Consider the following 21,858-nt stretch of genomic DNA (forward strand, 5'->3'; position numbering starts at 1 on the left):
GGAGGGCCCGGGGTCAGGCCGTTGCCGCCGGGGGCACGGGGGCGAGATGGCGGGCCAGCCAGGTGGGAACGCCGCCGAGCAGGCGGAACAGGCGGCGGGCCTCCTCCCGCAGGCGCGACGCCTCCGGCTCGGTCTCTGTTTCGGCCAGGGACACCAGCGCGGGTGCCGTGCCCACCAGGTAGCCCAGTTCCTCACGGATCCGCAGCGACTCCGCGAAGCCGTGTCGCGCCTCCGCCAACTCGCCCTCCCGCAAGGCCAGTCCGGCCATGTGGCGCCAGGTGAAGGACAGCAGCAGCGGGTCGGCCAGGGCCGTCGCCCCGGCGTGGGCGCGGCGGTAGGCGGCGCGTGCGGCCTGGGGCGAACTGGTCAGGTTCTCCGCCACCAGCCCGCGGCGGAAGTCGAGCAGGGCCCGCTGCGGAGCCCCCGGAGGTACCAGCGCCGCGGCCCGGCCGAGCGCGGCACGGGCCTCGTCGGCCCGGTCGCGCACCGCGAGCACCGTCGCCGCGTAGGCCAAGTACCCGCGTTCACAAGCGGCCGCGCCCCGCTCCTCGTCGCCGTGGGCCACCGCCTCCGCCGTGCGCAGCGCGTCCTCGGCCTCCTCCCAGCCCTGCTCGGTGTACAGACACCGTTCGACCAGCAGCGCCGCGCGCTGCAGCGCCGCCGCCGGGGTGGTCGGCGGCAGCAGTGCGGCCGCGTCGGCCCAGCACCCGCGCGAGCGCAGCCGCCATACCGCGGTCTGGAGGGGATCGTCACCGGCGGTCGTTCCGTTACCAGACATGGCGGTATGCGCCACGTTGCCCTCCCCGAGCACGCCATCGAGCTGTTGAGTGGTGGCGGCATCTCAGCATGAATCGGCGGGCCGGGCCAAGAGGGCGGGTGAAGGATTTCACAAAGTCGTGGGACTCGGCGGCGGCCCGGGACCCGGGCCGTGCCAGCCCTTGTCTCAGCTCATCCGCAGTGCCAGGAAGAAGTCGAGCTTGTCCTCCAGCCGGGAAAGGTCACGCCCCGTCAACTGCTCGATCCGGCCGACGCGGTAGCGCAGCGTGTTGACGTGCAGGTGCAGACGGGTGGCACAGCGGGTCCAGGAGCCGTCGCAGTCGAGGAACGCCTCCAGGGTGGGGATCAGCTCCGCCCGGTGGCGCTGGTCGTAGTCGCGCAGGGGATCCAGGAGGCGGGCGGTGAAGGCGCGGCGGACGTCGTCGGGGACGAAGGGGAGCAGCAGGACGTGGGAGGCCAGTTCCTGGTGGCCCGCCGCACAGACCCGGCCCTGCCGGGCGGCGGCCACCCGGCGGGCGTGCCGGGCCTCCTCCAGGGCGCCGCGCAGGCCCTCGGCCGAGTGGACGGCCGCGCTGACTCCGAGGGTGAGCCGCCCGTCGCCGTCGAGCCCCGCCGTCAACGGGTCGCGGACCGACTCCAGCAGGGCGTCGGCGAGGACGCCCGTCTCCGACCCGTCGGGCTCCGCCGTGACGGCCGGGAGGGGGACCAGGGCGATGGCCTCCTCGCCCGTGTGGGCGACGGCGATGCGGTCGGAGGGGTCCGGCCCGGCCGCCGCGGGGTCGACGAGGATCTCCTCCAGCAGGGCCTGCGCCACCGGGCCGGTCTCGGTCTGCTCGCCGTCCCAGTCGACCCGGGCCACGATCACCTGCCAGTGCGGCGCCGCTCCCAGGCCGGGCAGCAGCACCGGAGCGGCCACGCGCAGCCGGGCGGCGATCTCACCGGGCGCGGCGCCCGTCTGGACCAGCTCCAGCACCTCCTGGGCGAGCCTGCGGCGGACCGTACGGGCCGCGTCGCGGCGGTCCCGTTCGACGGCGATCAGCTGGGTGACGCCGTGCAGCAGGTCCAGGCGCTCCTCGGCCCAGTCGCCGGCGTCCGCCTCCACGGCCAGCAGCCAGTCGGACAGCGCGCTCTCGCGGGCGTCCCGGACCGGCTGCGGGGGACGGCCGGTGGAGCGCACGGGGAACAGGGAGTAGGTGGTGGCACCCAGGACGACCCGGTGGGGGCCGCGGCGGCCGGTGCGGGTGGCGGTGAGGTGCTCGCCCGCGAGCCGGGCGCACACCTCGGCCGGCAGGGCGGCCCCGGCGCTCTTGGAGCCCGCCATCAGGCGGCCGGTGGGGGAGAGGACCCAGGCGCGCAGGTCGAGGTCGGAGCCCAGCAGGTCCAGGACCACGTCGGGGCCGCCGCCCGCCGGGCCGGACGTCATCATCCGGCGGTGGCGGTCGACCACCGCCGCCAGGTCCCCGGCGCGCTCGCCGGAGACCTGGCGCACCACATGCTCGGTGATCGTCGCGAAGGCCACCGACTCGTGTACGGCCAGGAGCGGCAGGCGGTGCCGGGCGCACGCGGCGACCAGGTCCTCCGGCACGTCCCCGAGCTCGGCCTCGCCCGCGGCCAGGGCCGTCACGCCCGCCTGCACCAGGATCCGGACGAACGGCTCCGAGTCACCGGCGTCCCGGCGCCAGGCCAGGCCCGTGAGCACCAGTTCGCCGCCCGAGAGGTAGCGGCTGGGGTCCCGCAGGTCGGTGGTCATCACGCCCCGCACCGTGCGGTCCAGCTCGTCCTGGCCGCCGAGCAGCTTGAGGCCCAGCGCGTCCGTCTCCAGCAGTGCGCGCAGCCGCATTCTCGTCGCCGCCGTTCTTTGTCTCGAAAACTATGGTGGATCTAGGAAAGGCATCCCCGGGGAACGCCTGTTCGGCGGGTGGATGAGCAGGGCTCGCCGCCTGGGAACCGTGTCCCGGTTGTGTCCCAGGTCACGCGGCTGTGTCGCGCGTTTCCACAGGAGAACGAGGAGGTTTCGGATGGCCTCCGTTCATACGAATCTACAAGATGCCCGCCGTGGCCAGCCAACTCCTTCATGGTTTCCGTGACTGACCCCGTCGGAGCACGGGCCTGTGTACTGAGGCCACTACGCGTAAACAGCACATGAACGAGCCGGGACCGCCGCACACGGATTGGCTCAATCTGAACGCCCCACGAGAAGACGAAGAAGAGAGCCGGTCATGGACTTCCTTCGCCCCGCCAGCTGGGAGGAGGCGCTCGCCGCGAAGGCAGAGCATCCCACCGCTGTGCCGATTGCGGGTGGCACCGACGTGATGGTCGAGATCAACTTCGACCACCGCCGGCCCGAGTACCTCCTCGACCTGAACCGCATCGGCGACCTTTCCGAGTGGGAGGTCGGCGAGGAGAGCGTGCGCCTGGGCGCCTCCGTGCCCTACACGAAGATCATGGAGAACCTGCGCGCCGAGCTGCCGGGTCTCGCCCTCGCCTCGCACACCGTGGCCTCCCCGCAGATCCGCAACCGCGGCGGCGTCGGCGGCAACCTCGGCACCGCGTCCCCGGCCGGGGACGCCCACCCCGCCCTGCTGGCCGCGGGCGCCGAGGTGGAGGCCGAGTCGGTGCGCGGCACCCGCCTCATCCCGATCGACGCCTTCTACACGGGTGTGAAGCGCAATGCGCTGGAGCCCGACGAGCTGATCCGCGCGGTGCACGTCAAGAAGGCGGACGGGCCGCAGCAGTTCTCCAAGGTCGGCACCCGCAACGCCATGGTGATCGCCGTGTGCGCCTTCGGGTTCGCGCTGCACCCCACCACCCGGACCGTGCGCACCGGCATCGGCTCCGCCGCGCCGACCCCCGTGCGGGCCAAGGCCGCCGAGGAGTTCCTGAACGCCGCACTGGAGGAGGGCGGCTTCTGGGACAACGGAAAGATCATCACTCCGTCGGTCGCCAAGCAGTTCGCGGACCTGTGCTCCGCCGCCTGCAACCCCATCGACGACGTCCGGGGCACCGCGAGCTACCGCCGCCACGCGGTCGGCGTCATGGCCCGCCGCACGCTGACCTGGACCTGGGAGTCCTACCGCGGCGAACGCCGCCTCACCGAGGGAGCTGCGTGATGCGCGTCAACTTCACGGTCAACGGCCGTCCGCAGGAAGCCGACGACGTGTGGGAGGGCGAGTCCCTGCTGTACGTGCTGAGGGAGCGGCTCGGCCTGCCGGGCTCGAAGAACGCCTGTGAGCAGGGCGAGTGCGGTTCGTGCACGGTCCGCCTGGACGGCGTGCCGGTGTGCTCGTGCCTGGTCGCCGCCGGGCAGGTGGAGGGCCGCGAGGTCGTCACCGTCGAGGGTCTCGCCGACCACGCCAGGCAGCGCGCCGAGGGCGGCTGCGCCTCCGGCGCCTGTGGCACGTCGCTCCAGGACGCCCAGGGCTGGCAGGCCCGGGGCACCGACTCGCAGACCGGCGAGGGCGGCGAACTGGCCCCCATCCAGCAGGCGTTCATCGACGCCGGCGCCGTCCAGTGCGGCTTCTGCACCCCGGGGCTGCTGGTCGCCGCCGACGAGATGCTGGAGCGCAACCCCAACCCGACCGACGCGGACATCCGCGAGGCGCTGTCGGGCAACCTGTGCCGCTGCACCGGCTACGAGAAGATCATGGACGCGGTCCGCCTGGCGGCCGCCCGGCAGTCTGAGGCGGTCTGATCGTGTCATCCCCCAGCGGAACCCCCACGAAGATCACCCAGGGCACCCCGACCAAGGGCGGCATCGGCGAGTCCACGCTGCGCCCCGACGGCACCCTCAAGGTCACCGGCGAGTTCGCGTACTCGTCCGACATGTGGCACGAGGACATGCTCTGGGGCCAGATCCTGCGCTCCACGGTCGCCCACGCCGAGATCGTCTCGATCGACACCGGCGAGGCCCTGGCCACCCCCGGCGTGTACGCCGTGCTGACGTACGACGACCTGCCCACCGAGGTGCGGAACTACGGCCTGGAGATCCAGGACACCCCGGTCCTCGCGCACGGCAAGGTCCGCCACCACGGCGAGCCGGTCGCGCTCGTCGCCGCCGACCACCCGGAGACCGCGCGCCGCGCCGCCGCGAAGATCAAGGTGGAGTACCGGGAGCTGCCCGTCGTCACGGACGAGGCCTCGGCCACCGCACCCGACGCGATCCTCGTCCACGAGAACCGCGACGACCACCACAGCGGTCACGTCCCGCACCCCAACATCGTGCACCGCCAGCCGATCGTGCGCGGGAACGTGGCCGAGGCCCGCGAGCGGGCCGACGTCATCGTCGAGGGCGAGTACACCTTCGGCATGCAGGACCAGGCGTTCCTCGGCCCCGAGTCCGGCCTCGCCGTGCCGGAGGAGGACGGCGGCGTCCACCTCTACATCGCCACCCAGTGGCTGCACAGCGACCTGCGCCAGATGGCGCCCGTCCTCGGCCTGCCCGAGGACAAGGTGCGCATGACGCTGTCCGGCGTCGGCGGCGCCTTCGGCGGCCGCGAGGACCTGTCGATGCAGATCCACGCCTGTCTGCTCGCCCTGCGCACGGGCAAGCCCGTCAAGATCGTCTACAACCGCTTCGAGTCCTTCTTCGGGCACGTCCACCGCCACCCCGCCAAGCTGTACTACGAGCACGGGGCCACCAAGGACGGCAAGCTCACCCACATGAAGTGCCGGATCGTCCTGGACGGCGGCGCCTACGCCTCCGCGTCCCCGGCGGTCGTCGGCAACGCCTCCTCCCTGTCGGCCGGCCCCTACGTCATCGACGACGTGGACATCGAGGCCGTCGCCCTCTACACCAACAACCCGCCCTGCGGCGCCATGCGCGGCTTCGGCGCGGTGCAGGCGTGCTTCGCCTACGAGGCGCAGATGGACAAGCTCGCCGCGAAACTCGGCATGGACCCGGTGGAGTTCCGCCGGCTCAACGCCATGGAGCAGGGCACGCTGATGCCGACGGGCCAGCCCGTCGACTCCCCGGCCCCGGTGGCCGACCTGCTGCGCCGCGTCAAGGCCATGCCGATGCCGCCGGAGCGGCAGTGGGAGTCCAGCGAGGGCGCCGACGTGCGGCAGTTGCCGGGCGGCCTGTCCAACACCACGCACGGCGAGGGCGTCGTCCGTGGTGTCGGCTACGCCGTCGGCATCAAGAACGTCGGTTTCTCCGAGGGGTTCGACGACTACTCCACCGCCAAGGTCCGCATGGAGGTCATCGCCGGGGAGCCGGTGGCGACCGTGCACACCGCCATGGCGGAGGTCGGCCAGGGCGGCGTCACCGTGCACGCCCAGATCGCCCGGACCGAGCTGGGCGTCACCCAGGTGACCATCCACCCGGCCGACACCCAGGTGGGCAGCGCCGGTTCCACGTCCGCCTCCCGGCAGACGTACGTCACCGGCGGCGCGGTGAAGAACTCCTGCGAACTCGTCCGCGAGAAGGTGCTGGAGATCGGCCGCCGCAAGTTCGGCACCTACCACCCTGCCTGGGCGACGGCCGAACTGGTCCTGGAGGGCGGCAAGGTCGTCACCGACGGCGGTGAGGTCCTCGCCGACCTGGTCGACGTGCTGGAGGGCGAGACCGTCGAGATCGAGGCGGAGTGGCGGCACCGGCCGACCGAGCCCTTCGACCTGCGCACGGGGCAGGGCAACGGGCACGTGCAGTACTCCTTCGCCGCCCACCGCGCCGTCGTCGAGGTGGACACCGAGCTGGGACTGGTGAAGGTCGTCGAACTGGCCTGCGCCCAGGACGTCGGCAAGGCCCTCAACCCGCTGTCGGTGATCGGCCAGATCCAGGGCGGCACCACCCAGGGCCTGGGTGTGGCGGTGATGGAGGAGATCGTCGTCGACCCGAAGACGGCGAAGGTCAAGAACCCCTCCTTCACCGACTACCTGATCCCGACCATCCTCGACACGCCGACCATCCCGGTCGACGTCCTCGAACTCGCCGACGAGCACGCCCCGTACGGCCTGCGCGGCATCGGCGAGGCACCCACCCTGTCGTCCACCCCGGCCGTGCTCGCGGCGATCCGCGCCGCGACCGGGCTGGAGCTGAACAGGACGCCGGTCCGCCCGGAGCACCTGACCGGCACCGCGTGAGAGCTCTCCGGGCGGCGCACCGGAACGTCACACTTCCGCGCCGCCCGGAGGACCGGGAACCGCACCGCTCGCGGTCCCCGGGAACCGACTGATCGTTCGTCTCGGGCCGTCCCCCGGGTCGTGCGGCCGAAGCACCTTCCCAAATCCCGTACGTCGCCGTGACGAGCAGCGGGTGCCCCTTTGAACCTTGGGAGTAGGCCCACATGACCCAGCAGTCCGTAGAGCCGAGGACCACAGCCGACGACGCGGGCGAAGGCACCCGCGTCCCGGCCGGCAGGTCCTGGCTCGACCGGTACTTCCACATATCCCTCAGAGGGTCGACCGTCGCCCGCGAAGTGCGCGGCGGCATCACGACCTTCATGGCGATGGCGTACATCCTCCTGCTCAACCCCCTGATCCTGTCCGGCAAGGACGTGGCCGGGGGCACGCTCGGGCAGCAGGCCCTGATCACCGCGACCGCGTTCGCCGCGGCCCTGACCACCCTGCTGATGGGCTTCATCGGCAAGGTGCCCCTCGCCCTCGCCGCCGGCCTCTCCGTCTCCGGGGTCCTCGCCTCCCAGGTCGCACCCGAGATGACCTGGCCGCAGGCCATGGGCATGTGCGTCATGTACGGCGTCGTCATCATGCTGCTGGTGGTGACCGGCCTGCGCGAGATGATCATGAACGCGATCCCCCTCGCCCTCAAGCACGGCATCACCATGGGCATCGGCCTGTTCATCGCGCTCATCGGTTTCTACAAGTCCGGCTTCGTGCACCAGGGTGAGGCCACCCCCGTCACCCTCGGCCCGGCGGGCGAGCTGGCCGGCTGGCCCGTGCTGCTCTTCGCCGGCACCCTGCTGCTGATCTTCATGCTCCAGGCGCGCAACGTCCCGGGCGCCATCCTGATCGGCATCGTCAGCGGCACGGTCGTCGCCGCGATCCTGAACGCCGCCGGGGTCGTCGACCCCAAGCAGTGGGCGGGCGGCGCTCCCGAACTGCACGGCAGCGCCGTGTCCATGCCCGACTTCTCGCTCTTCGGCGACGTCGAGTTCGGCGGCTGGGGCGAGGTCGGCGCGATGACCGTCGGCATGATCGTCTTCACGCTGGTGCTGGCCGGGTTCTTCGACGCGATGGCCACCATCATCGGCGTCGGCACCGAGGCCAGGCTCGCCGACGCCAAGGGCCGGATGCCGGGCCTGTCCAAGGCGCTGTTCATCGACGGTGCCGGCGGCGCGATCGGCGGTGTCGCGGGCGGCTCCGGCCAGACCGTGTTCATCGAGTCCGCCACCGGTGTCGGGGAGGGCGCCCGCACGGGTCTGGCCTCCGTGGTCACCGGCCTGTTCTTCGCGGCCTGCCTGTTCTTCACCCCGCTCACCGCGATCGTGCCCCAGGAGGTCGCCTCCGCTGCGCTCGTCGTCATCGGCGCGATGATGCTGATGAACGCCCGGCACGTGGACTGGGCCGACCGGGCCACCGCCGTCCCGGTGTTCCTGACGGTGGTGCTGATGCCCTTCACGTACACCATCACCACCGGTGTCGCCGCGGGTGTCATCTCCTACGTCGCCATCAAGACCGCCCAGGGCAAGTGGCGCGAGATCGGCGCCTTCATGTGGATCCTCACGGCGGTGTTCCTCGTGTACTTCGCCCTCCACCCGATCGAGAGCTGGCTCGGCGTCCACTGACGCCCCGCCCCCGCCCCGACACGACAGCCCGAAGGAGACCGAGACACATGCTGGACATCGCCGAGGAGCTGAACCGGTGGGTCGAGCAGGGCCGTGACTTCGCCGTGGCCACCGTGGTGGCCGTCGGCGGCAGCGCACCCCGCCAGCCCGGCGCCGCGCTCGCGGTGGACGCCGACGGCACGGCGATCGGCTCGGTCTCCGGGGGCTGCGTGGAAGGCGCGGTCTACGAGCTGTGCGCGCAGGCGCTGCGGGACGGCGAAACCGTCCTGGAGCGCTTCGGCTACAGCGACGACGACGCCTTCGCCGTGGGCCTGACCTGCGGTGGCGTCATCGACATCCTGGTCACCCCGGTACGGGCCGCCGACCCGGTCCGGCCGGTGGTCGCGGCCGCGCTCACCGCCGCCGCCGGAGGGGAGGCGGCGGCGGTGGCGCGGATCGTCTCCGGCCCGGTCGACCTGACGGGCCGGGCGCTGCTGGTCCGCCCCGACGGCTCGACCGCCGGTGGCTTCGGCGCCCATCCGGAACTGGACCGCACGGTCGCCGCCGAGGCGGCCGCCTTCCTGGACGCGGGCCGCACCGGCACCCTGGAGATCGGGGAGCAGGGCTCCCGCTGCGGAGCGCCGCTCACGGTCCTGGTCGAGTCCTCGGTCCCCGCACCGCGCATGATCGTGTTCGGCGCGATCGACTTCGCCTCCGCCCTGGTCCGCGTCGGCAAGTTCCTCGGCTACCACGTCACGGTGTGCGACGCCCGCCCCGTCTTCGCCACCCGCACCCGCTTCCCCGAGGCCGACGAGATCGTCGTCGAGTGGCCCCACCGCTACCTGGAGGGCACGGAGGTCGACGCCCGCACGGTGCTGTGCGTCCTGACCCACGACGCCAAGTTCGACGTGCCCCTGCTGCAGCGGGCCCTGCGCCTGCCGGTGGCGTACGTGGGGGCCATGGGCTCCCGGCGCACCCATCTGGACCGCACCGCACGTCTGCGCGAGGTCGGCGTCACCGACATGGAGTTGAGCCGCCTGCACTCGCCGATCGGGCTGGACCTCGGCGCCCGTACGCCCGAGGAGACGGCGCTGTCGATCGCGGCCGAGATCGTCGCCGGGCGGCGCGGCGGGAGCGGGGTGCCGCTGACCGGGGCGCACACGCCGATCCACCACGCGCCGGAGTCCGGCACGGTGGGCCGGATCGGCTCGGTGGCCTGACCCCCGGCGGGGGCCGCACCTGACACCCGGTGGGGCTCGCACCTGACACCCGGCGGGGCCGCACCTGACACCGGCCGGCGCCGCACCGGTGCCGTCAGGGCAGCCGGAGCAGGTGGTTGACGGTCCGCCCGAAGACCCGGCGCGCGGAACGCCGCAGGACACCGTCGAACAGTGACGGCACGAACCGGACGCGGATCTCCTCGCGCCACAGCACCCGTGTGCGCCCGCCCGGCCCCGGCCGCACCTCGAGCTCGGCCCAACCGAGCACCACCCGGCCGCGCTTGACCAGCCGGCACCTCCCCGGGGCGCCGTCCGCGGGCGGCTCCCACACCGTGACCTCCATCGGGTCGTCGAAGCCGAGCGGACCGGCGCCCGAGCGGGCCACGACACGCGTGCCCTCGCGCGTCGGCCCCGGCGGGACCACCCGGACGACGGTCAGCGGCACGGTCTCGCCGTGCCGCTCCCATCGCGTGATCCGCCGCCACGCCTCGTCGAGGGGGAGCGGCACCGTGCGCTCGAGCAGGAAGTTGGCCACCCCCCGATCGTAGGGAACCCGCGCCGTCCACCGCGCCGGTCGCGCCCCCGTCACCCGGTCGGCTCAGCCACCGGCCCGCCGGGTCCGGCCGCCCGTCACCGGTACACCTCGCCCGGCTCCGCCTTCCCCGGGGCCAGCAGGTGGGGGACCGTCACGAACACATAGCCCCGTTCCTTCAGGGCGTCGATGATCCCCGGCACGGCCGGCACCGTGCCGTCGTAGATGTCGTGGAGCAGGATGATGCCGTCCCGGGACGACTGGGCCAGGACGCGACGGGTGATCAGGGCCGGGTCGGTCGTCGTGTAGTCCTTCGCCGTCACGCTCCACAGCACCTCGGACAGGCCGAGTTCGCGGCTGATCTCGTGCACGGTCTCGTTCGTGCGGCCCTGCGGCGGGCGCATCAGGGTCGGACGCCGTCCGGTGAGGCGCTCTATCTCCTCGTTGGGGCGGCGCAGTTCCTCGCGTATCCGCTCGGGGCTCAGCTCGGTCAGTATCTTGTGGTCCCAGGTGTGGCTGGCCACCTCGTGGCCCTCGTCGGCCATGCGCCGCACCAGCTCCGGGTACTTCGCGATGTGCCGCTCGCCGAGGAGGAAGAAGGTCGCGGGGACCTGCTTCTCCTTCAGGATGTCCAGCAGGCGGGCCGAGTGCTCGCTCGGCCCGGCGTCGAAGGTCAGGGCGATGCACTTGACCTCGCGGCAGTCCGCGACGCCGATGCGGGCCGCCTGGGTGCCCGCGGCTCCGCGTGCGCGGACGGTGCTGGGAGCCGTGGCGTCGGACCCGGAGCAGCCGCTCAGGGCGGCGGTCAGGGCCACGGTCACCGCGAGCGCCCCGAACGTCCGGAACCCCGCCCCCGTGTTCGTCGTCTTGCCGGTCGGAATCTTCTTGGTCGGAGAAGGCATGCCGGGACTATACATGTGGTGTATACACGATATGTATAGCGGTCCCGGGTACCCGATGGCCGCCTGCGCAGGCGTACCGCCGGGGCGCACGGCAGGCTGCTGGCATGACACCGGACCCGGCAGCCGAGCCGACGCCGCCCCGTCTTCTCGTCCTGCGCGCCCTGGGCCTCGGCGACCTCCTCGCCGGGGTCCCCGCCCTGCGGGCCCTGCGCCGGGCCCACCCGCACCACGAACTGGTGCTCGCGGCCCCCGCCGGGCTGGCACCGCTCGCGCGGGCGACGGGAGCCGTGGACCGGCTGCTGCCCGCGTCCGCGCCGGGGCGGGAGGTGCCCGCATCGCTCGACTGGAGCGGCCCGCCCCCGGACATCGCCGTCGACCTGCACGGCAACGGACCGCTCAGCCACCGGCTGCTGACGCACCTGCACCCCGCGAAGCTGCTCGCCTTCGCCCACCCGGACACGCCGGACATCGCCGGACCGCCCTGGTACGCCGAGGAACACGAACGCGACCGCTGGTGCCGGCTGCTGCGGTGGTACGGCGTCGACGCCGACCCGGGCGACCTGCGTCTGCCCCCGCCGCACACCCCCTCCCCGGCGCCCGGCGCGGCCGTCCTGCACCCCGGCGCCGGATCGCCCGCCCGCTGCTGGCCCGTCGAGCGCTACGCGGCCGTCGCGGCCGGGCTGCGCGCCAGGGGCCTGCGGGTCGTCGTCACGGGGGGCGCCGACGAGGGCGACCTGGTGGCGCGGCTCGCCAAGCAGGCGGACCTCGCCGACACGGACGTCTTCGGCGGCGGGCTGCCCTTCGGCCGGCTGTCCGCCCTGGTCGCCGGCGCGTCCTGCGTCATCAGCGGCGACACCGGCATAGCGCACCTCGCGGTCGCCCACGGCACGCCGTCCGTCACCCTGTTCGGGCCCGTGGCGCCCAGCCGCTGGGGCCCGCCGCCCGACCCCCGCCACCGGGCGCTCTGGTACGGCCCGGAGGGCGACCCGCACGGCCGCCGCCCCGACCCCGCCCTGCTGCGCATCACGCCTGAGAAGGTGCTGCGGGCCGCCGGCGAACTGCCCGGAATCCGGTCCGGGCGGAAGGGAACCCGGCACCCATGAACGGCCGGGACCCGGACGCCTGCCGGGTGGGCACCGTCATCGCCGCGCGCGACCGCTCCGCCGCGCTCGCCGAGCCCCTCGGCCACCTGCTCGCGCAGGACTTCCCCGAGGTGCACCAGCCGGCCCTGCCGCTCGACCACGGCGCCCTCGCCCGTTCACCCGGCTGTGCCGCCCGGTCGGCACCGCCCTGCGCCGGACCGTGAGCCCGGCCCGTACGGTGGCGCGGGACGCGGCCTCGCTGCGCGCCTTCGCCCTGTCCTGGGTGCTGCGCGAGCGCCGGGTCCCACCCCACGAGGTCGCGTCCCGGCTGCGCCTGCTGGAGCCCGCTCAGCGCGTCTCCGAGGCGCGCCGCCGCACGGGCTGAACCCGCACCGGGCCGGTACGGGCCCCGGCGCCGGAAGGTGCGGGGTCGTTCAGCCGCCGCACCAGCGGCACATGAGCCGGAAGGCGGCGAACAGCGTCAGCGGCCACAGGGCGGCGAAGGCCCAGATCACGCCCGGCTCACCGGTGACGATGCCGGCCACCATGAGCGTGACCGACACCGCGAGCAGCAGCAGCACGGTCCACCCGCGGGGACGGTAGGCGCCGACGCGGGCCACGATCCGGGTCGGGTCGGGGCGGCGGTTGAGCCGGCCGGTGCGCATCCGGCGGTTCAGGCGGCGGTCGCGGCGCAGCACGCGTTCCATCTCGTCGAGGATGCGCTGCTCGTTCTCGGGAAGTCGGCCGATGGACACGCGCTTTCTCCTTCCGGACGGCCGGACCGTCGCCTCCCGGGGAACGTGCCGCGGGACGTGCAGGCGGGGACGTACAGCGGGTGCCCCCGGAGTCCCGGGGACTAACCGGGCACGGGCCGGGCCAGTGCCTCGACGAGCCGGTCCGCGCTGTCCGGCGCGGCGCCCTCCCGGAACCCGTCCCGGATCTGCCGCGCGGCCACCCGCCCGCCGGTCAGGCACCAGTCCCACCAGCGGTCCAACTGCCGTACGCGCAGCCCTTCGGCGGGCACCAGCGCGGGCCAGCCGCAGGCCCGGGCCTGCGCGCTGAGTCTGGCGCCGCCCCGCACCGGGTCCACGGCCAGCACCGGTGTGCCGACCCGCAGCGCGATGACCAGCCCGTGCAGCCGGTCGGTGACGACCAGGTCCAGCCGGGCCAGGACGGACTGCAGTTGGGCGGGTGTCGCGCTCAGGTGCCAGTCGTGCGTGTCGAGCCGCGTCTCCAGCTCGAGCCGGGCGCAGTCCTTCGCGGCCAGCCAGCGCGTCACCTCCTCGGCGACCTGGCCGTGCCGCCGCTGCGCCCCGTACTCGTGCCGGCCGTGGGTGAGGATCACGCCGACCACCGGCCGCGCCGGCACCTGCGGGGCGCGGGCCGCCAGGTCCTCCACGGGCTCCCGGTCCGGTGCGTCCCGGGGGAGCACCCGGTGGAAGCCGGTCACCGCGACGCTGTCCGGGTCGATGACCGAGGTGCCCACCGCGATCCGCACACAGTGCGCGAAGCGCCGGTGCAGCTCCTCCACCTGCGGCCCGTGCAGCGGACCGCAGACGAACACCAGGTGCGTGTAGTCGGCGGGCCGCAGCCGGTCCAGATGCAGGGCCTCCGGCCGGAACCCCGGGCTCCAGGCGATGTCGTGGGGGATGCCCGTGCCCCGCAGGACGTCCTCCACCCGCCGCAGGGCCAGGACGTCCCCGGCGGTCGCCTCCCCGTCGGGGAAACTGAACCACCCGGTCAGCAGGACCCTGCGCGGTCGTATGTCCTCGTGTGTCTGCACACGCCCTGAGTGCCCCGCCCGGCACCGGAGCAATCGGGGCAAAAGGTACGCCGTCGTACGCTGGACCCATGCGCCCCTCGCCGCAGCCGCCGCTTCCCCTCACGGTCCGGCCGTCGGCGCCCGCCCTGGCTCCGCTGATCGGGGCGATGGGGTACGCCGCGACCCGGTGCACGCACGCCGCCGAACTGGCCCTGCCGACGGGCGGGGCGCAACTGCTGGTGAACCTCGACCGGGACACCCTCACCACCGCGCCGCCCCGCGGCGCCCGGCGCAGCACCGGGGGCGCCGCCGTGCTCGGGCCGTTCACCGGTCCGGCCGTGATCGACCCGGCGCAGCAGAGCGCCGTCGTCTGGGTGGCGTTCCGTCCCGCCGGGCTGCGCCCCTTCCTGCCCGTCCCCGTCGGTGAGGTGCGCGACGAACTGGCCGGGCTCGGCGACCTGTGGGGCGCCGACGGCGCGGTGCTGCGCGAGCGGCTGCTGGAGGCCATGGCCGCCGGCGGTCCCCATGCCGCACTGCGCACGCTGGAGACGGTCCTGCTGGAGCGGTCCCGGGGCCCTCTGACGCCCGACCCGGCGATCAGCCGCGCCGCGCTGCTGCTCGACCGGGGCGCGCCCGTGGCCGAGGTCGCCGACCGGCTCGGCTGGACACCGCGGCGCCTGGCCCGGCGCTGCACCGGCGAACTGGGCGTCCCGCCCAAGCGCTACGCGCGGGTCCGGCGCTTCCAGCGGCTGCTGCGACGGGTGAACGCCGGGCAAGCGCCGCCGGACTGGGCGGCGCTCGCCGCGGACTGCGGCTACCACGACCAGGCCCATCTGATCCACGAGTTCCGCGCGCACGCCGGCATCACCCCGGGCGCGTACGCCCCGCGCTCGCCGCGGGAGGGCAACCACGTACCGCTTCCCGGGTGAGGCGCGCCGGGACGGCTGTTTTCTACAATCCACGGCCACCGCCCACCCGTCATCGTGGGGCCATGACGAACGCCGGCGGCAAGCCCGCCCTCACCCGGCTCCACGCCCGGCTCGTGGTCTCCGACGGGCCCCGGGCCGTCGACTTCTACCGCACCGCGCTGGGCGCCGAGGAGATCGAGCGGTACACCGGCCCCGGGGGCCGGATCGTCCACGCCATGCTGCGGCTCGGCGACGCGGTCATCGCCGTCAAGGACGCCGCCGACGGCGACCAGGCGCCCCCCACTCTCGGCGGCACCCCGGTGATCATGGCCCTCGACGTGTCCGACGCCGACGCCGTCGCCGACGCCATGCTGCGCGCCGGGGCGAGCGTCGTGCACCCCGTGGCCGACCAGCACTACGGACAGCGCGGCGGACGGCTGGCCGACCCGTTCGGGCACCAGTGGATGATCTCCCAGCCCCTCGAAGACCTGACGCCTGATCAGATCCAGCGGCGCACCGACGAGCTGTTCTCGTCCTGAGACGGAACCCGCCCGGGTGGCGGTCAGGTGCGGCCCGCGACCGGCTCCTCGATCGGGGCCTGCGCGTCCACCTTGCCGCCCGGGTGGCGCAGGGCGCACAGGAAGGCGATGCCCAGGGCGACGGCCATGCCGTAGAAGACCCACTGGTTGGCCTCGGCGAAGTCCATGCGGATCGCCGACATCGCGTCCCGGGTCGCCTCGGCGGCCGGGCCGGTGCCGGTGGGCGGCCGGGCGTCGCCGTTGCCCGTGACCGACTCGGTGACGTCCCGCGCGACGCTCTCGGCCGTCCCGGTGGGCACGCCCCGCGACTCCAGGGAGCCCGTCACCTTGTCCGTCGTGACGTGCGTCAGCATCGTGCCGTAGATCGCCATGCCCACGCTGGCCGCGAAGTTGCGCACCGTCTGGGTGATGCCGGTGACCTCGCCGTAGGAGGTGCCGATGGCCCGGTTCACGGCGTCCGTCGACGCCGGGGCCAGGATGAAGCCGACTCCCGCCCCGGCCAGCGCCGCGTAGAGCCACTGGTCGTGCATGGTCAGGTTGGTCAGTTCGCCCGCCCACAGCGCGAACCCGACGGCGCCCACCACACCGCCCAGTTTCAGCGCCGGTCGCGCCCCCTTCTTGTCGAGGATCCGGCCGCCCCACTGGGAGGCGATCGCGAAGCCCACGAAGAAGTACAGCAGGAACAGCGCCGCCTGGTTCGGCGAGGCGCTCAGCGACACCTGCGCGTACACCGACGCGAAGAAGAACAGCGGGACGAACGCCAGCATCGCGAAGAACAGCACCAGCGCGTCCACGCTGAACGCCTTGTCCCGGAAGACCCGCAGGTCGATCAGCGGATGCTCCACCCGGCGCTCGTAGCGGACGAACCCGGCCAGCACCGCGAGGCCGCCCACGATGCACAGCCAGGTCGCCCAGCTGCCCCAGCCCCAGGAGAACGCCTGCTGGAAGCCGAGCACGCTCAGGCCCATGCCGAGGGCGATGAGGACGGCACCGGGCACGTCCAGCGTGCCGGAGCGCCGCCGGTCGGAGATGTGTGCCAGGGCCGTCAGCACCAGCGCCACGATCGCCACCGGGACGTTGACCCAGAACACCGACCGCCAGGTCCAGTTGGTCAGCCAGCCGCCCAGGAGCGGCCCGATGGCGGTCAGCGCACCGGTGACTCCGAAGAACAGGGCGAGGGCGCGGCCGCGCCGCTCGACCGGGAAGACGGCCACCACCACGGCCAGGGCCGCGGGGAACAGCAGCGCCGCCCCCAGCCCCTGTGTGGCCCGGAAGACGATCAGCCAGGCCTGCGCGGCGTCGCCCGCGGGGACGCAGCCGCACAGCACCGACGAGACGACGAAGACCAGCGTGCCGATGACGACGACCCGGCGCGGGCCGTACAGGTCCGCGAGCCGCCCGCCGAGCGCGAAGAACGCCGCGAGGGACAGCAGATAGGCGTTGACCACCCACTGCATCCCCGAGGACGACAGACCCAGTTCCCGGACGATGTCCGGAGCCGCGATCGACACGATGGTCTGGTCGATGAAGGTCATGGCGACGGCGAACATCATCGCCGCCAGCGCCAGCGACTGCTGTGACACGGTTCGGGAGGGGGACGCGGTCCCGCGCCCCGGGCGCACATTGCTCACACGGCCAGTCTGCGCGCGGCGGAAACATGCCGCATCACGGGGCATCTGCCGCCTCTTGCGTAACGGCAATACCGCCGAACGGACCTCACGGCAATACCTCGGTCGTGTGAGGACGACCTCCCCGGCCATGTGACCGTGGTCCGCCACGGATACCGCGTCGACCGTGCAGGATGCGGGCACCAAGGAGGACAGGCACAAAGACGAGGAGAGGCAGACGATGGTTCCAGCGGAAGCTGAACCCCAGAGGATCGGCATTCCGGCCGAATCCACTGCGGGCGAGACCAGGGTGGCGGCCACACCGGCCACCGTGGGCAGACTCGTCGCGCTCGGGTACGACGTGGTGGTCGAACCGGGAGCGGGAGCCGCGTCCCGCTTCTCCGACACGGCCTACGAGGAGGCGGGGGCCCGCCTGGGCGACCCGTGGCAGGCGGAGATCGTGCTCAAGGTCAACGGCCCCTCCCCCGAGGAGATCGGCCGGCTGCGCGACGGGGCGACCCTGGTCGCGCTGATCAGCCCCGCGCTCAACCCCGAGCTGGTCGAGGAGCTGGCCCGGCGGCCCGTCACCGTGCTCGCCATGGACGCCGTGCCGCGCATCTCGCGCGCCCAGTCGCTGGACGTCCTCAGCTCGATGGCGAACATCGCGGGCTACCGGGCCGTGGTCGAGGCCGCGCACGCCTTCGGCCGGTTCTTCACCGGCCAGGTGACCGCCGCCGGCAAGGTGCCGCCCGCCAAGGTCCTGGTGGCCGGCGCCGGTGTGGCCGGCCTCGCGGCGATCGGCGCCGCCCGCAGCCTCGGCGCGGTGGTCCGCGCCACCGACCCCCGGCCCGAGGTCGCCGAGCAGGTCCGCTCGCTGGGCGGGGAGTTCCTCGCCGTCTCCACCGAGCAGGAGGTGAGCACCGACGGCTACGCCAAGGCCACGTCGGAGGACTACGACCGGCTCGCCGCGCAGCTGTACGCCGAGCAGGCCGCCGACGTCGACATCATCGTCACCACCGCCCTCATCCCGGGCCGCCCGGCGCCGCGGCTGATCACCGCCGAGGACGTCGCGCGCATGAAGCCCGGCAGCGTCATCGTCGACATGGCCGCCGCCCAGGGCGGCAACGTCGAGGGCACGGTCGCGGGCAAGGCCGTCGTCACCGACAACGACGTGACGATCATCGGCTACACCGATCTGCCCGGCCGGCTCCCGGCCCAGGCCTCGCAGCTGTACGGCACCAACCTCGTCAACCTGATGAAGCTGCTCACGCCGGGCAAGGACGGCCGCCTCGTCCTCGACTTCGACGACGTGGTGCAGCGTTCGATGACCGTGGTCCGCGACGGCGAGAAGACCTGGCCGCCGCCCCCGGTGCAGGTGTCCGCCGCCCCGGCCCCCGCCGCCGCGAAGGACGCCGCCGCGCCGGCCCAAGAGGCGGCGGCCAAGTCCGCCCGGCCCGCGTGGGCCTCCTACGCCCTCGTCGCCGCCGGCGCGCTCGCGCTGTTCCTCGTGACGGCCTTCTCCCCGAGTGAACTCCTCGGCCACTTCACGGTGTTCGTCCTGGCGATCGTCATCGGCTTCTACGTCATCGGCAACGTGCACCACGCGCTGCACACCCCGTTGATGTCGGTCACCAACGCCATCTCCGGCATCGTCGTGGTCGGCGCGCTGCTGCAGATCGGGCAGGGGGACACCGCCGTCACCGTGCTGTCGTTCGCCGCGATCCTGCTGGCGAGCATCAACATCTTCGGCGGATTCGCCGTGACCCGCCGCATGCTCGGCATGTTCTCGAAGGGCTGATCAGGGATGACCACAGACACGGCCGCCCAGGCCGCCTACGTCGTCGCGGCGCTGCTGTTCATCCTCAGCCTCGCCGGACTCTCCCAGCACCGGACCTCGCGTTCCGGAGTCGTCTGGGGCATCGCGGGCATGGTCGTCGCGCTCGCCGCGACCGTCGGTCTCGCCTCGCGCAGCATCACCGCCACCGGACTGGTGCTGATCGCCGTCGCCACGGCGGCCGGTGCCGGCCTCGGCCTGTGGCGGGCCCGGGTCGTCGAGATGACCGGCATGCCCGAGCTGATCGCCATCATGCACAGCCTCGTCGGTCTCGCCGCCACGCTGGTCGGCTGGAACGGCTACCTCGACGTCGACGCCGAACTGTCCGGCTCGCTGCTGGGCATCCACCACGCCGAGGTGTTCATCGGGGTGTTCATCGGCGCCGTCACCTTCACGGGTTCCGTGGTGGCCTACCTGAAGCTCTCCGCGCGCATCGCCTCCCGTCCGCTGACGCTGCCGGGCAAGCACGTGCTGAACATCGGCGCGCTGGTCGCCTTCGTGGGGCTGACCATCGCGTTCGTGGCCCGGCCGAACATGGGCCTGCTCATCGCGGTCACCGTGGTCGCCCTGGCGCTCGGCGCGCACCTGGTCGCGTCCATCGGCGGCGGTGACATGCCGGTGGTGGTGTCCATGCTGAACAGCTACTCGGGCTGGGCGGCGGCCGCCTCGGGCTTCCTGCTCGCCAACAACCTGCTCATCGTCACCGGCGCGCTGGTGGGCTCCTCCGGTGCCTACCTGTCGTACATCATGTGCAAGGCGATGAACCGGTCCTTCATCTCGGTGATCGCCGGCGGCTTCGGCACCCCGGCCGCGGCGGCCGAGGAGGGCGAGCAGGGCGAGCACCGGGAGATCAGCGCCGAGGAGACCGCGGAACTCCTGCGCGACGCCTCCTCGGTGATCATCACCCCGGGCTACGGCATGGCCGTCGCCCAGGCGCAGTACCCGGTCGCCGAACTGGCGCGCAAGCTGCGCGAGCGGGGCGTCGAGGTCCGCTTCGGCATCCACCCGGTCGCCGGCCGGCTGCCCGGGCACATGAACGTGCTGCTCGCCGAGGCCAACGTGCCCTACGACATCGTCCTGGAGATGGACGAGATCAACGACGACTTCGCCGCCACCTCGGTCGTCCTGGTCATCGGCGCCAACGACACGGTCAACCCGGCCGCCACCGACAACCCGTCGAGTCCCATCGCGGGCATGCCGGTGCTGCACGTGTGGGAGGCGGCGAACGTGGTCGTCTTCAAGCGGTCCATGGCCGCCGGCTACGCGGGCGTGCAGAACCCGCTGTTCTTCCGCGAGAACACCCAGATGCTCTTCGGCGACGCCAAGCAGCGCGTCGAGGACATCCTGCGCGGGCTGGACGCCCTGGACAGCCCGGTCCGCGAGATGGCCGGCACGTCGGGCTGAGCCGACACACACCCACGCGCGAGGGCCGGCTCGACACCGTCGAGCCGGCCCTCGCATTCATGCGGTCAGTCCGTGCCGGACTCCATCGCCGCGCGGTCCAGCCAGGCGTCCTCCTCCGAGACCTCGCCGCGGGAGGCGATGGCCTCGGCGCCGCCCTGCGGCAGCTCCGGCATGGTGCCGATCAGCCCGGTCGCGGCGGCCTGGGAGGCGCCGATGGTGGGGCTGCCGGTGCCGATCAGGCCGATGCCGGCGTACTGCTCCAGCTTGGCGCGCGAGTCGGCGATGTCCAGGTTGCGCATGGTGAGCTGGCCGATCCGGTCCACCGGGCCGAAGGCCGAGTCCTCGGTGCGCTCCATGGACAGCTTGTCCGGGTGGTAGCTGAACGCCGGGCCCGTCGTGTCGAGGATCGAGTAGTCCTCGCCGCGCCGCAGCCGCAGCGTCACCTCGCCGGTGACGGCCGCGCCGACCCAGCGCTGGAGCGACTCGCGGATCATCAGGGCCTGCGGGTCCAGCCAGCGGCCCTCGTACATCAGCCGGCCGAGCCGCCGGCCCTCGGTGTGGTACTGGGCGAGGGTGTCCTCGTTGTGGATCGCGTTGACGAGGCGCTCGTAGGCGGCGTGCAGCAGGGCCATGCCCGGGGCCTCGTAGATGCCGCGGCTCTTGGCCTCGATGATCCGGTTCTCGATCTGGTCGGACATGCCGAGCCCGTGCCGGCCGCCAATGGCGTTGGCCTCCATCACCAGGTCGACGGCGGAGGGGAACTCCTTGCCGTTGATCGACACCGGGCGGCCCTGGTCGAAGCCGATCGTCACGTCCTCGGTGGCGATCTCGACCGTCGGGTCCCAGAACTTCACGCCCATGATGGGCTCGACCGTCTCGACGCCGGTGTCCAGGTGCTCCAGCGTCTTGGCCTCGTGCGTGGCGCCCCAGATGTTGGCGTCGGTGGAGTACGCCTTCTCGGTGCTGTCGCGGTAGGGGAGGCCGTGGGCGAGCAGCCACTCCGACATCTCCTTGCGGCCGCCGAGCTCGGTCACGAACGCCGCGTCCAGCCAGGGCTTGTAGATGCGCAGGTGCGGGTTGGCGAGGAGGCCGTAGCGGTAGAACCGCTCGATGTCGTTGCCCTTGAAGGTCGAGCCGTCGCCCCAGATCTGGACGTCGTCCTCCAGCATCGCCCGCACCAGCAGCGTGCCGGTGACGGCCCGGCCGAGCGGGGTGGTGTTGAAGTACGCCCGCCCGCCCGAGCGGATGTGGAACGCGCCGCAGGTCAGCGCGGCCAGGCCCTCCTCGACCAGCGCCGCACGGCAGTCGACCAGGCGCGCGATCTCGGCACCGTAGGTCTGGGCACGGCCGGGCACCGAGGCGATGTCGGGCTCGTCGTACTGGCCGATGTCGGCGGTGTAGGTGCAGGGGACGGCGCCCTTGTCGCGCATCCACGCGACCGCGACGGAGGTGTCGAGACCGCCCGAGAAGGCGATGCCGACGCGTTCGCCGGCGGGCAGGGAGGTGAGGACCTTGGACATAGAAAGAGTATGTATCACTTTGCATAGTCATGCAAGCCGGGCGTGCGCAT

General features: G+C 73.0%; 20 protein-coding genes. 12 read left to right on the forward strand and 8 right to left on the reverse strand.

The window, feature by feature from the left end:
- Positions 1-13: 13 nt before the first annotated feature.
- Both ACZ4M5_RS00775 and ACZ4M5_RS00780 read right to left on the reverse strand, forming a co-directional pair.
- The gene (locus ACZ4M5_RS00775) at positions 14-778 is read right to left on the reverse strand and encodes a hypothetical protein (RefSeq protein WP_467731625.1); all 765 of its coding nucleotides are present in this window, start codon (positions 776-778) and stop codon (positions 14-16) included.
- Positions 779-943: 165 nt separating this feature from the next.
- Positions 944-2,617, reverse strand: a complete 1,674-nt coding sequence (locus ACZ4M5_RS00780) for a PucR family transcriptional regulator (RefSeq protein WP_467731627.1) — start codon at positions 2,615-2,617, stop codon at positions 944-946.
- A 379-nt stretch (positions 2,618-2,996) separates the two neighbouring features.
- On the opposite strand from ACZ4M5_RS00780, the gene ACZ4M5_RS00785 reads away from it, so the two are divergent.
- The 5 genes from ACZ4M5_RS00785 to ACZ4M5_RS00805 all read left to right on the forward strand — a co-directional run bounded on the left by ACZ4M5_RS00785 (position 2,997) and on the right by ACZ4M5_RS00805 (position 9,718).
- Positions 2,997-3,887 (forward strand): FAD binding domain-containing protein, encoded by an 891-nt coding sequence (locus tag ACZ4M5_RS00785; protein ID WP_467731629.1) that lies wholly within the window; start codon positions 2,997-2,999, stop codon positions 3,885-3,887.
- Entirely contained in the window at positions 3,887-4,468 is a 582-nt protein-coding gene (locus ACZ4M5_RS00790; RefSeq protein ID WP_398109606.1) for a (2Fe-2S)-binding protein, read from the forward strand. The genes ACZ4M5_RS00785 and ACZ4M5_RS00790 overlap by 1 nt, the downstream gene beginning before the upstream one ends.
- Positions 4,469-4,470: 2 nt before the next feature.
- Positions 4,471-6,858 carry a xanthine dehydrogenase family protein molybdopterin-binding subunit gene (locus tag ACZ4M5_RS00795; protein WP_467731631.1) on the forward strand — a complete coding sequence of 796 codons (2,388 nt, stop codon included), beginning with the start codon at positions 4,471-4,473 and terminating at the stop codon, positions 6,856-6,858.
- A 203-nt stretch (positions 6,859-7,061) separates the two neighbouring features.
- A complete protein-coding gene (locus tag ACZ4M5_RS00800; RefSeq protein ID WP_467731633.1) occupies positions 7,062-8,519 on the forward strand; it encodes an NCS2 family permease in 1,458 nt (485 codons plus the stop codon).
- Between the two features lie 47 nt (positions 8,520-8,566).
- Positions 8,567-9,718 carry an XdhC family protein gene (locus tag ACZ4M5_RS00805; protein WP_467731635.1) on the forward strand — a complete coding sequence of 384 codons (1,152 nt, stop codon included), beginning with the start codon at positions 8,567-8,569 and terminating at the stop codon, positions 9,716-9,718.
- Between the two features lie 94 nt (positions 9,719-9,812).
- Here ACZ4M5_RS00805 and ACZ4M5_RS00810 read toward each other — a convergent pair whose 3' ends face one another.
- Together ACZ4M5_RS00810 and ACZ4M5_RS00815 are read right to left on the reverse strand one after the other, a co-directional pair.
- Complete coding sequence (locus tag ACZ4M5_RS00810) at positions 9,813-10,253, reverse strand: SRPBCC family protein (RefSeq protein ID WP_467731637.1); 441 nt, start codon at positions 10,251-10,253, stop codon at positions 9,813-9,815.
- A 95-nt stretch (positions 10,254-10,348) separates the two neighbouring features.
- Positions 10,349-11,152: a polysaccharide deacetylase family protein gene (locus tag ACZ4M5_RS00815; RefSeq protein WP_467731639.1), complete on the reverse strand. Its 804-nt coding sequence runs from the start codon at positions 11,150-11,152 to the stop codon at positions 10,349-10,351.
- A 104-nt stretch (positions 11,153-11,256) separates the two neighbouring features.
- Here ACZ4M5_RS00815 and ACZ4M5_RS00820 point away from each other — a divergent pair, with 104 nt between their 5' ends.
- Genes ACZ4M5_RS00820 through ACZ4M5_RS00830 form a run of 3 tightly spaced genes read left to right on the forward strand, consistent with a single transcriptional unit; the run spans position 11,257 to position 12,619 of the window.
- Positions 11,257-12,255 carry a glycosyltransferase family 9 protein gene (locus ACZ4M5_RS00820; RefSeq protein ID WP_467731641.1) on the forward strand — a complete coding sequence of 333 codons (999 nt, stop codon included), beginning with the start codon at positions 11,257-11,259 and terminating at the stop codon, positions 12,253-12,255.
- On the forward strand, positions 12,252-12,458 hold the full coding sequence (locus ACZ4M5_RS00825; protein WP_467731643.1) for a hypothetical protein: 207 nt from the start codon (positions 12,252-12,254) through the stop codon (positions 12,456-12,458). Before ACZ4M5_RS00820 ends, ACZ4M5_RS00825 begins: the two co-directional genes overlap by 4 nt.
- Positions 12,455-12,619 (forward strand): hypothetical protein, encoded by a 165-nt coding sequence (locus ACZ4M5_RS00830; RefSeq protein WP_467731645.1) that lies wholly within the window; start codon positions 12,455-12,457, stop codon positions 12,617-12,619. The genes ACZ4M5_RS00825 and ACZ4M5_RS00830 overlap by 4 nt, the downstream gene beginning before the upstream one ends.
- 49 nt (positions 12,620-12,668) lie before the next feature.
- Here ACZ4M5_RS00830 and ACZ4M5_RS00835 read toward each other — a convergent pair whose 3' ends face one another.
- Both ACZ4M5_RS00835 and ACZ4M5_RS00840 read right to left on the reverse strand, forming a co-directional pair.
- On the reverse strand, positions 12,669-12,989 hold the full coding sequence (locus ACZ4M5_RS00835) for a DUF3040 domain-containing protein (RefSeq protein WP_467731647.1): 321 nt from the start codon (positions 12,987-12,989) through the stop codon (positions 12,669-12,671).
- Positions 12,990-13,090: 101 nt separating this feature from the next.
- Entirely contained in the window at positions 13,091-14,017 is a 927-nt protein-coding gene (locus ACZ4M5_RS00840; RefSeq protein WP_467731649.1) for a polysaccharide pyruvyl transferase family protein, read from the reverse strand.
- 68 nt (positions 14,018-14,085) lie between these two features.
- Between ACZ4M5_RS00840 and ACZ4M5_RS00845 the strand changes: the two genes are divergently transcribed.
- Entirely contained in the window at positions 14,086-14,925 is an 840-nt protein-coding gene (locus ACZ4M5_RS00845; RefSeq protein WP_467731651.1) for a helix-turn-helix domain-containing protein, read from the forward strand.
- 62 nt (positions 14,926-14,987) lie between these two features.
- On the forward strand, positions 14,988-15,443 hold the full coding sequence (locus ACZ4M5_RS00850) for a VOC family protein (protein WP_467731653.1): 456 nt from the start codon (positions 14,988-14,990) through the stop codon (positions 15,441-15,443).
- Between the two features lie 23 nt (positions 15,444-15,466).
- Here the strand turns inward: ACZ4M5_RS00850 and ACZ4M5_RS00855 are convergent, their stop codons facing one another.
- Positions 15,467-16,996, reverse strand: coding sequence for an MFS transporter (locus ACZ4M5_RS00855; protein WP_467732816.1), 1,530 nt, complete (start codon positions 16,994-16,996; stop codon positions 15,467-15,469).
- A 295-nt stretch (positions 16,997-17,291) separates the two neighbouring features.
- Between ACZ4M5_RS00855 and ACZ4M5_RS00860 the strand changes: the two genes are divergently transcribed.
- Together ACZ4M5_RS00860 and pntB are read left to right on the forward strand one after the other, a co-directional pair.
- Positions 17,292-18,848, forward strand: a complete 1,557-nt coding sequence (locus tag ACZ4M5_RS00860; RefSeq protein WP_467731655.1) for a Re/Si-specific NAD(P)(+) transhydrogenase subunit alpha — start codon at positions 17,292-17,294, stop codon at positions 18,846-18,848.
- Positions 18,849-18,854: 6 nt separating this feature from the next.
- Positions 18,855-20,288: a Re/Si-specific NAD(P)(+) transhydrogenase subunit beta gene (gene pntB / locus ACZ4M5_RS00865; RefSeq protein ID WP_467731657.1), complete on the forward strand. Its 1,434-nt coding sequence runs from the start codon at positions 18,855-18,857 to the stop codon at positions 20,286-20,288.
- A gap of 65 nt (positions 20,289-20,353) precedes the next feature.
- On the opposite strand, the gene argG is transcribed toward pntB, so the two are convergent.
- Positions 20,354-21,808: an argininosuccinate synthase gene (gene argG, locus ACZ4M5_RS00870; protein WP_467731658.1), complete on the reverse strand. Its 1,455-nt coding sequence runs from the start codon at positions 21,806-21,808 to the stop codon at positions 20,354-20,356.
- Between the last annotated feature and the right edge of the window lie 50 nt (positions 21,809-21,858).

The organism is Streptomyces sp. NPDC026246 (genome assembly GCF_055567995.1).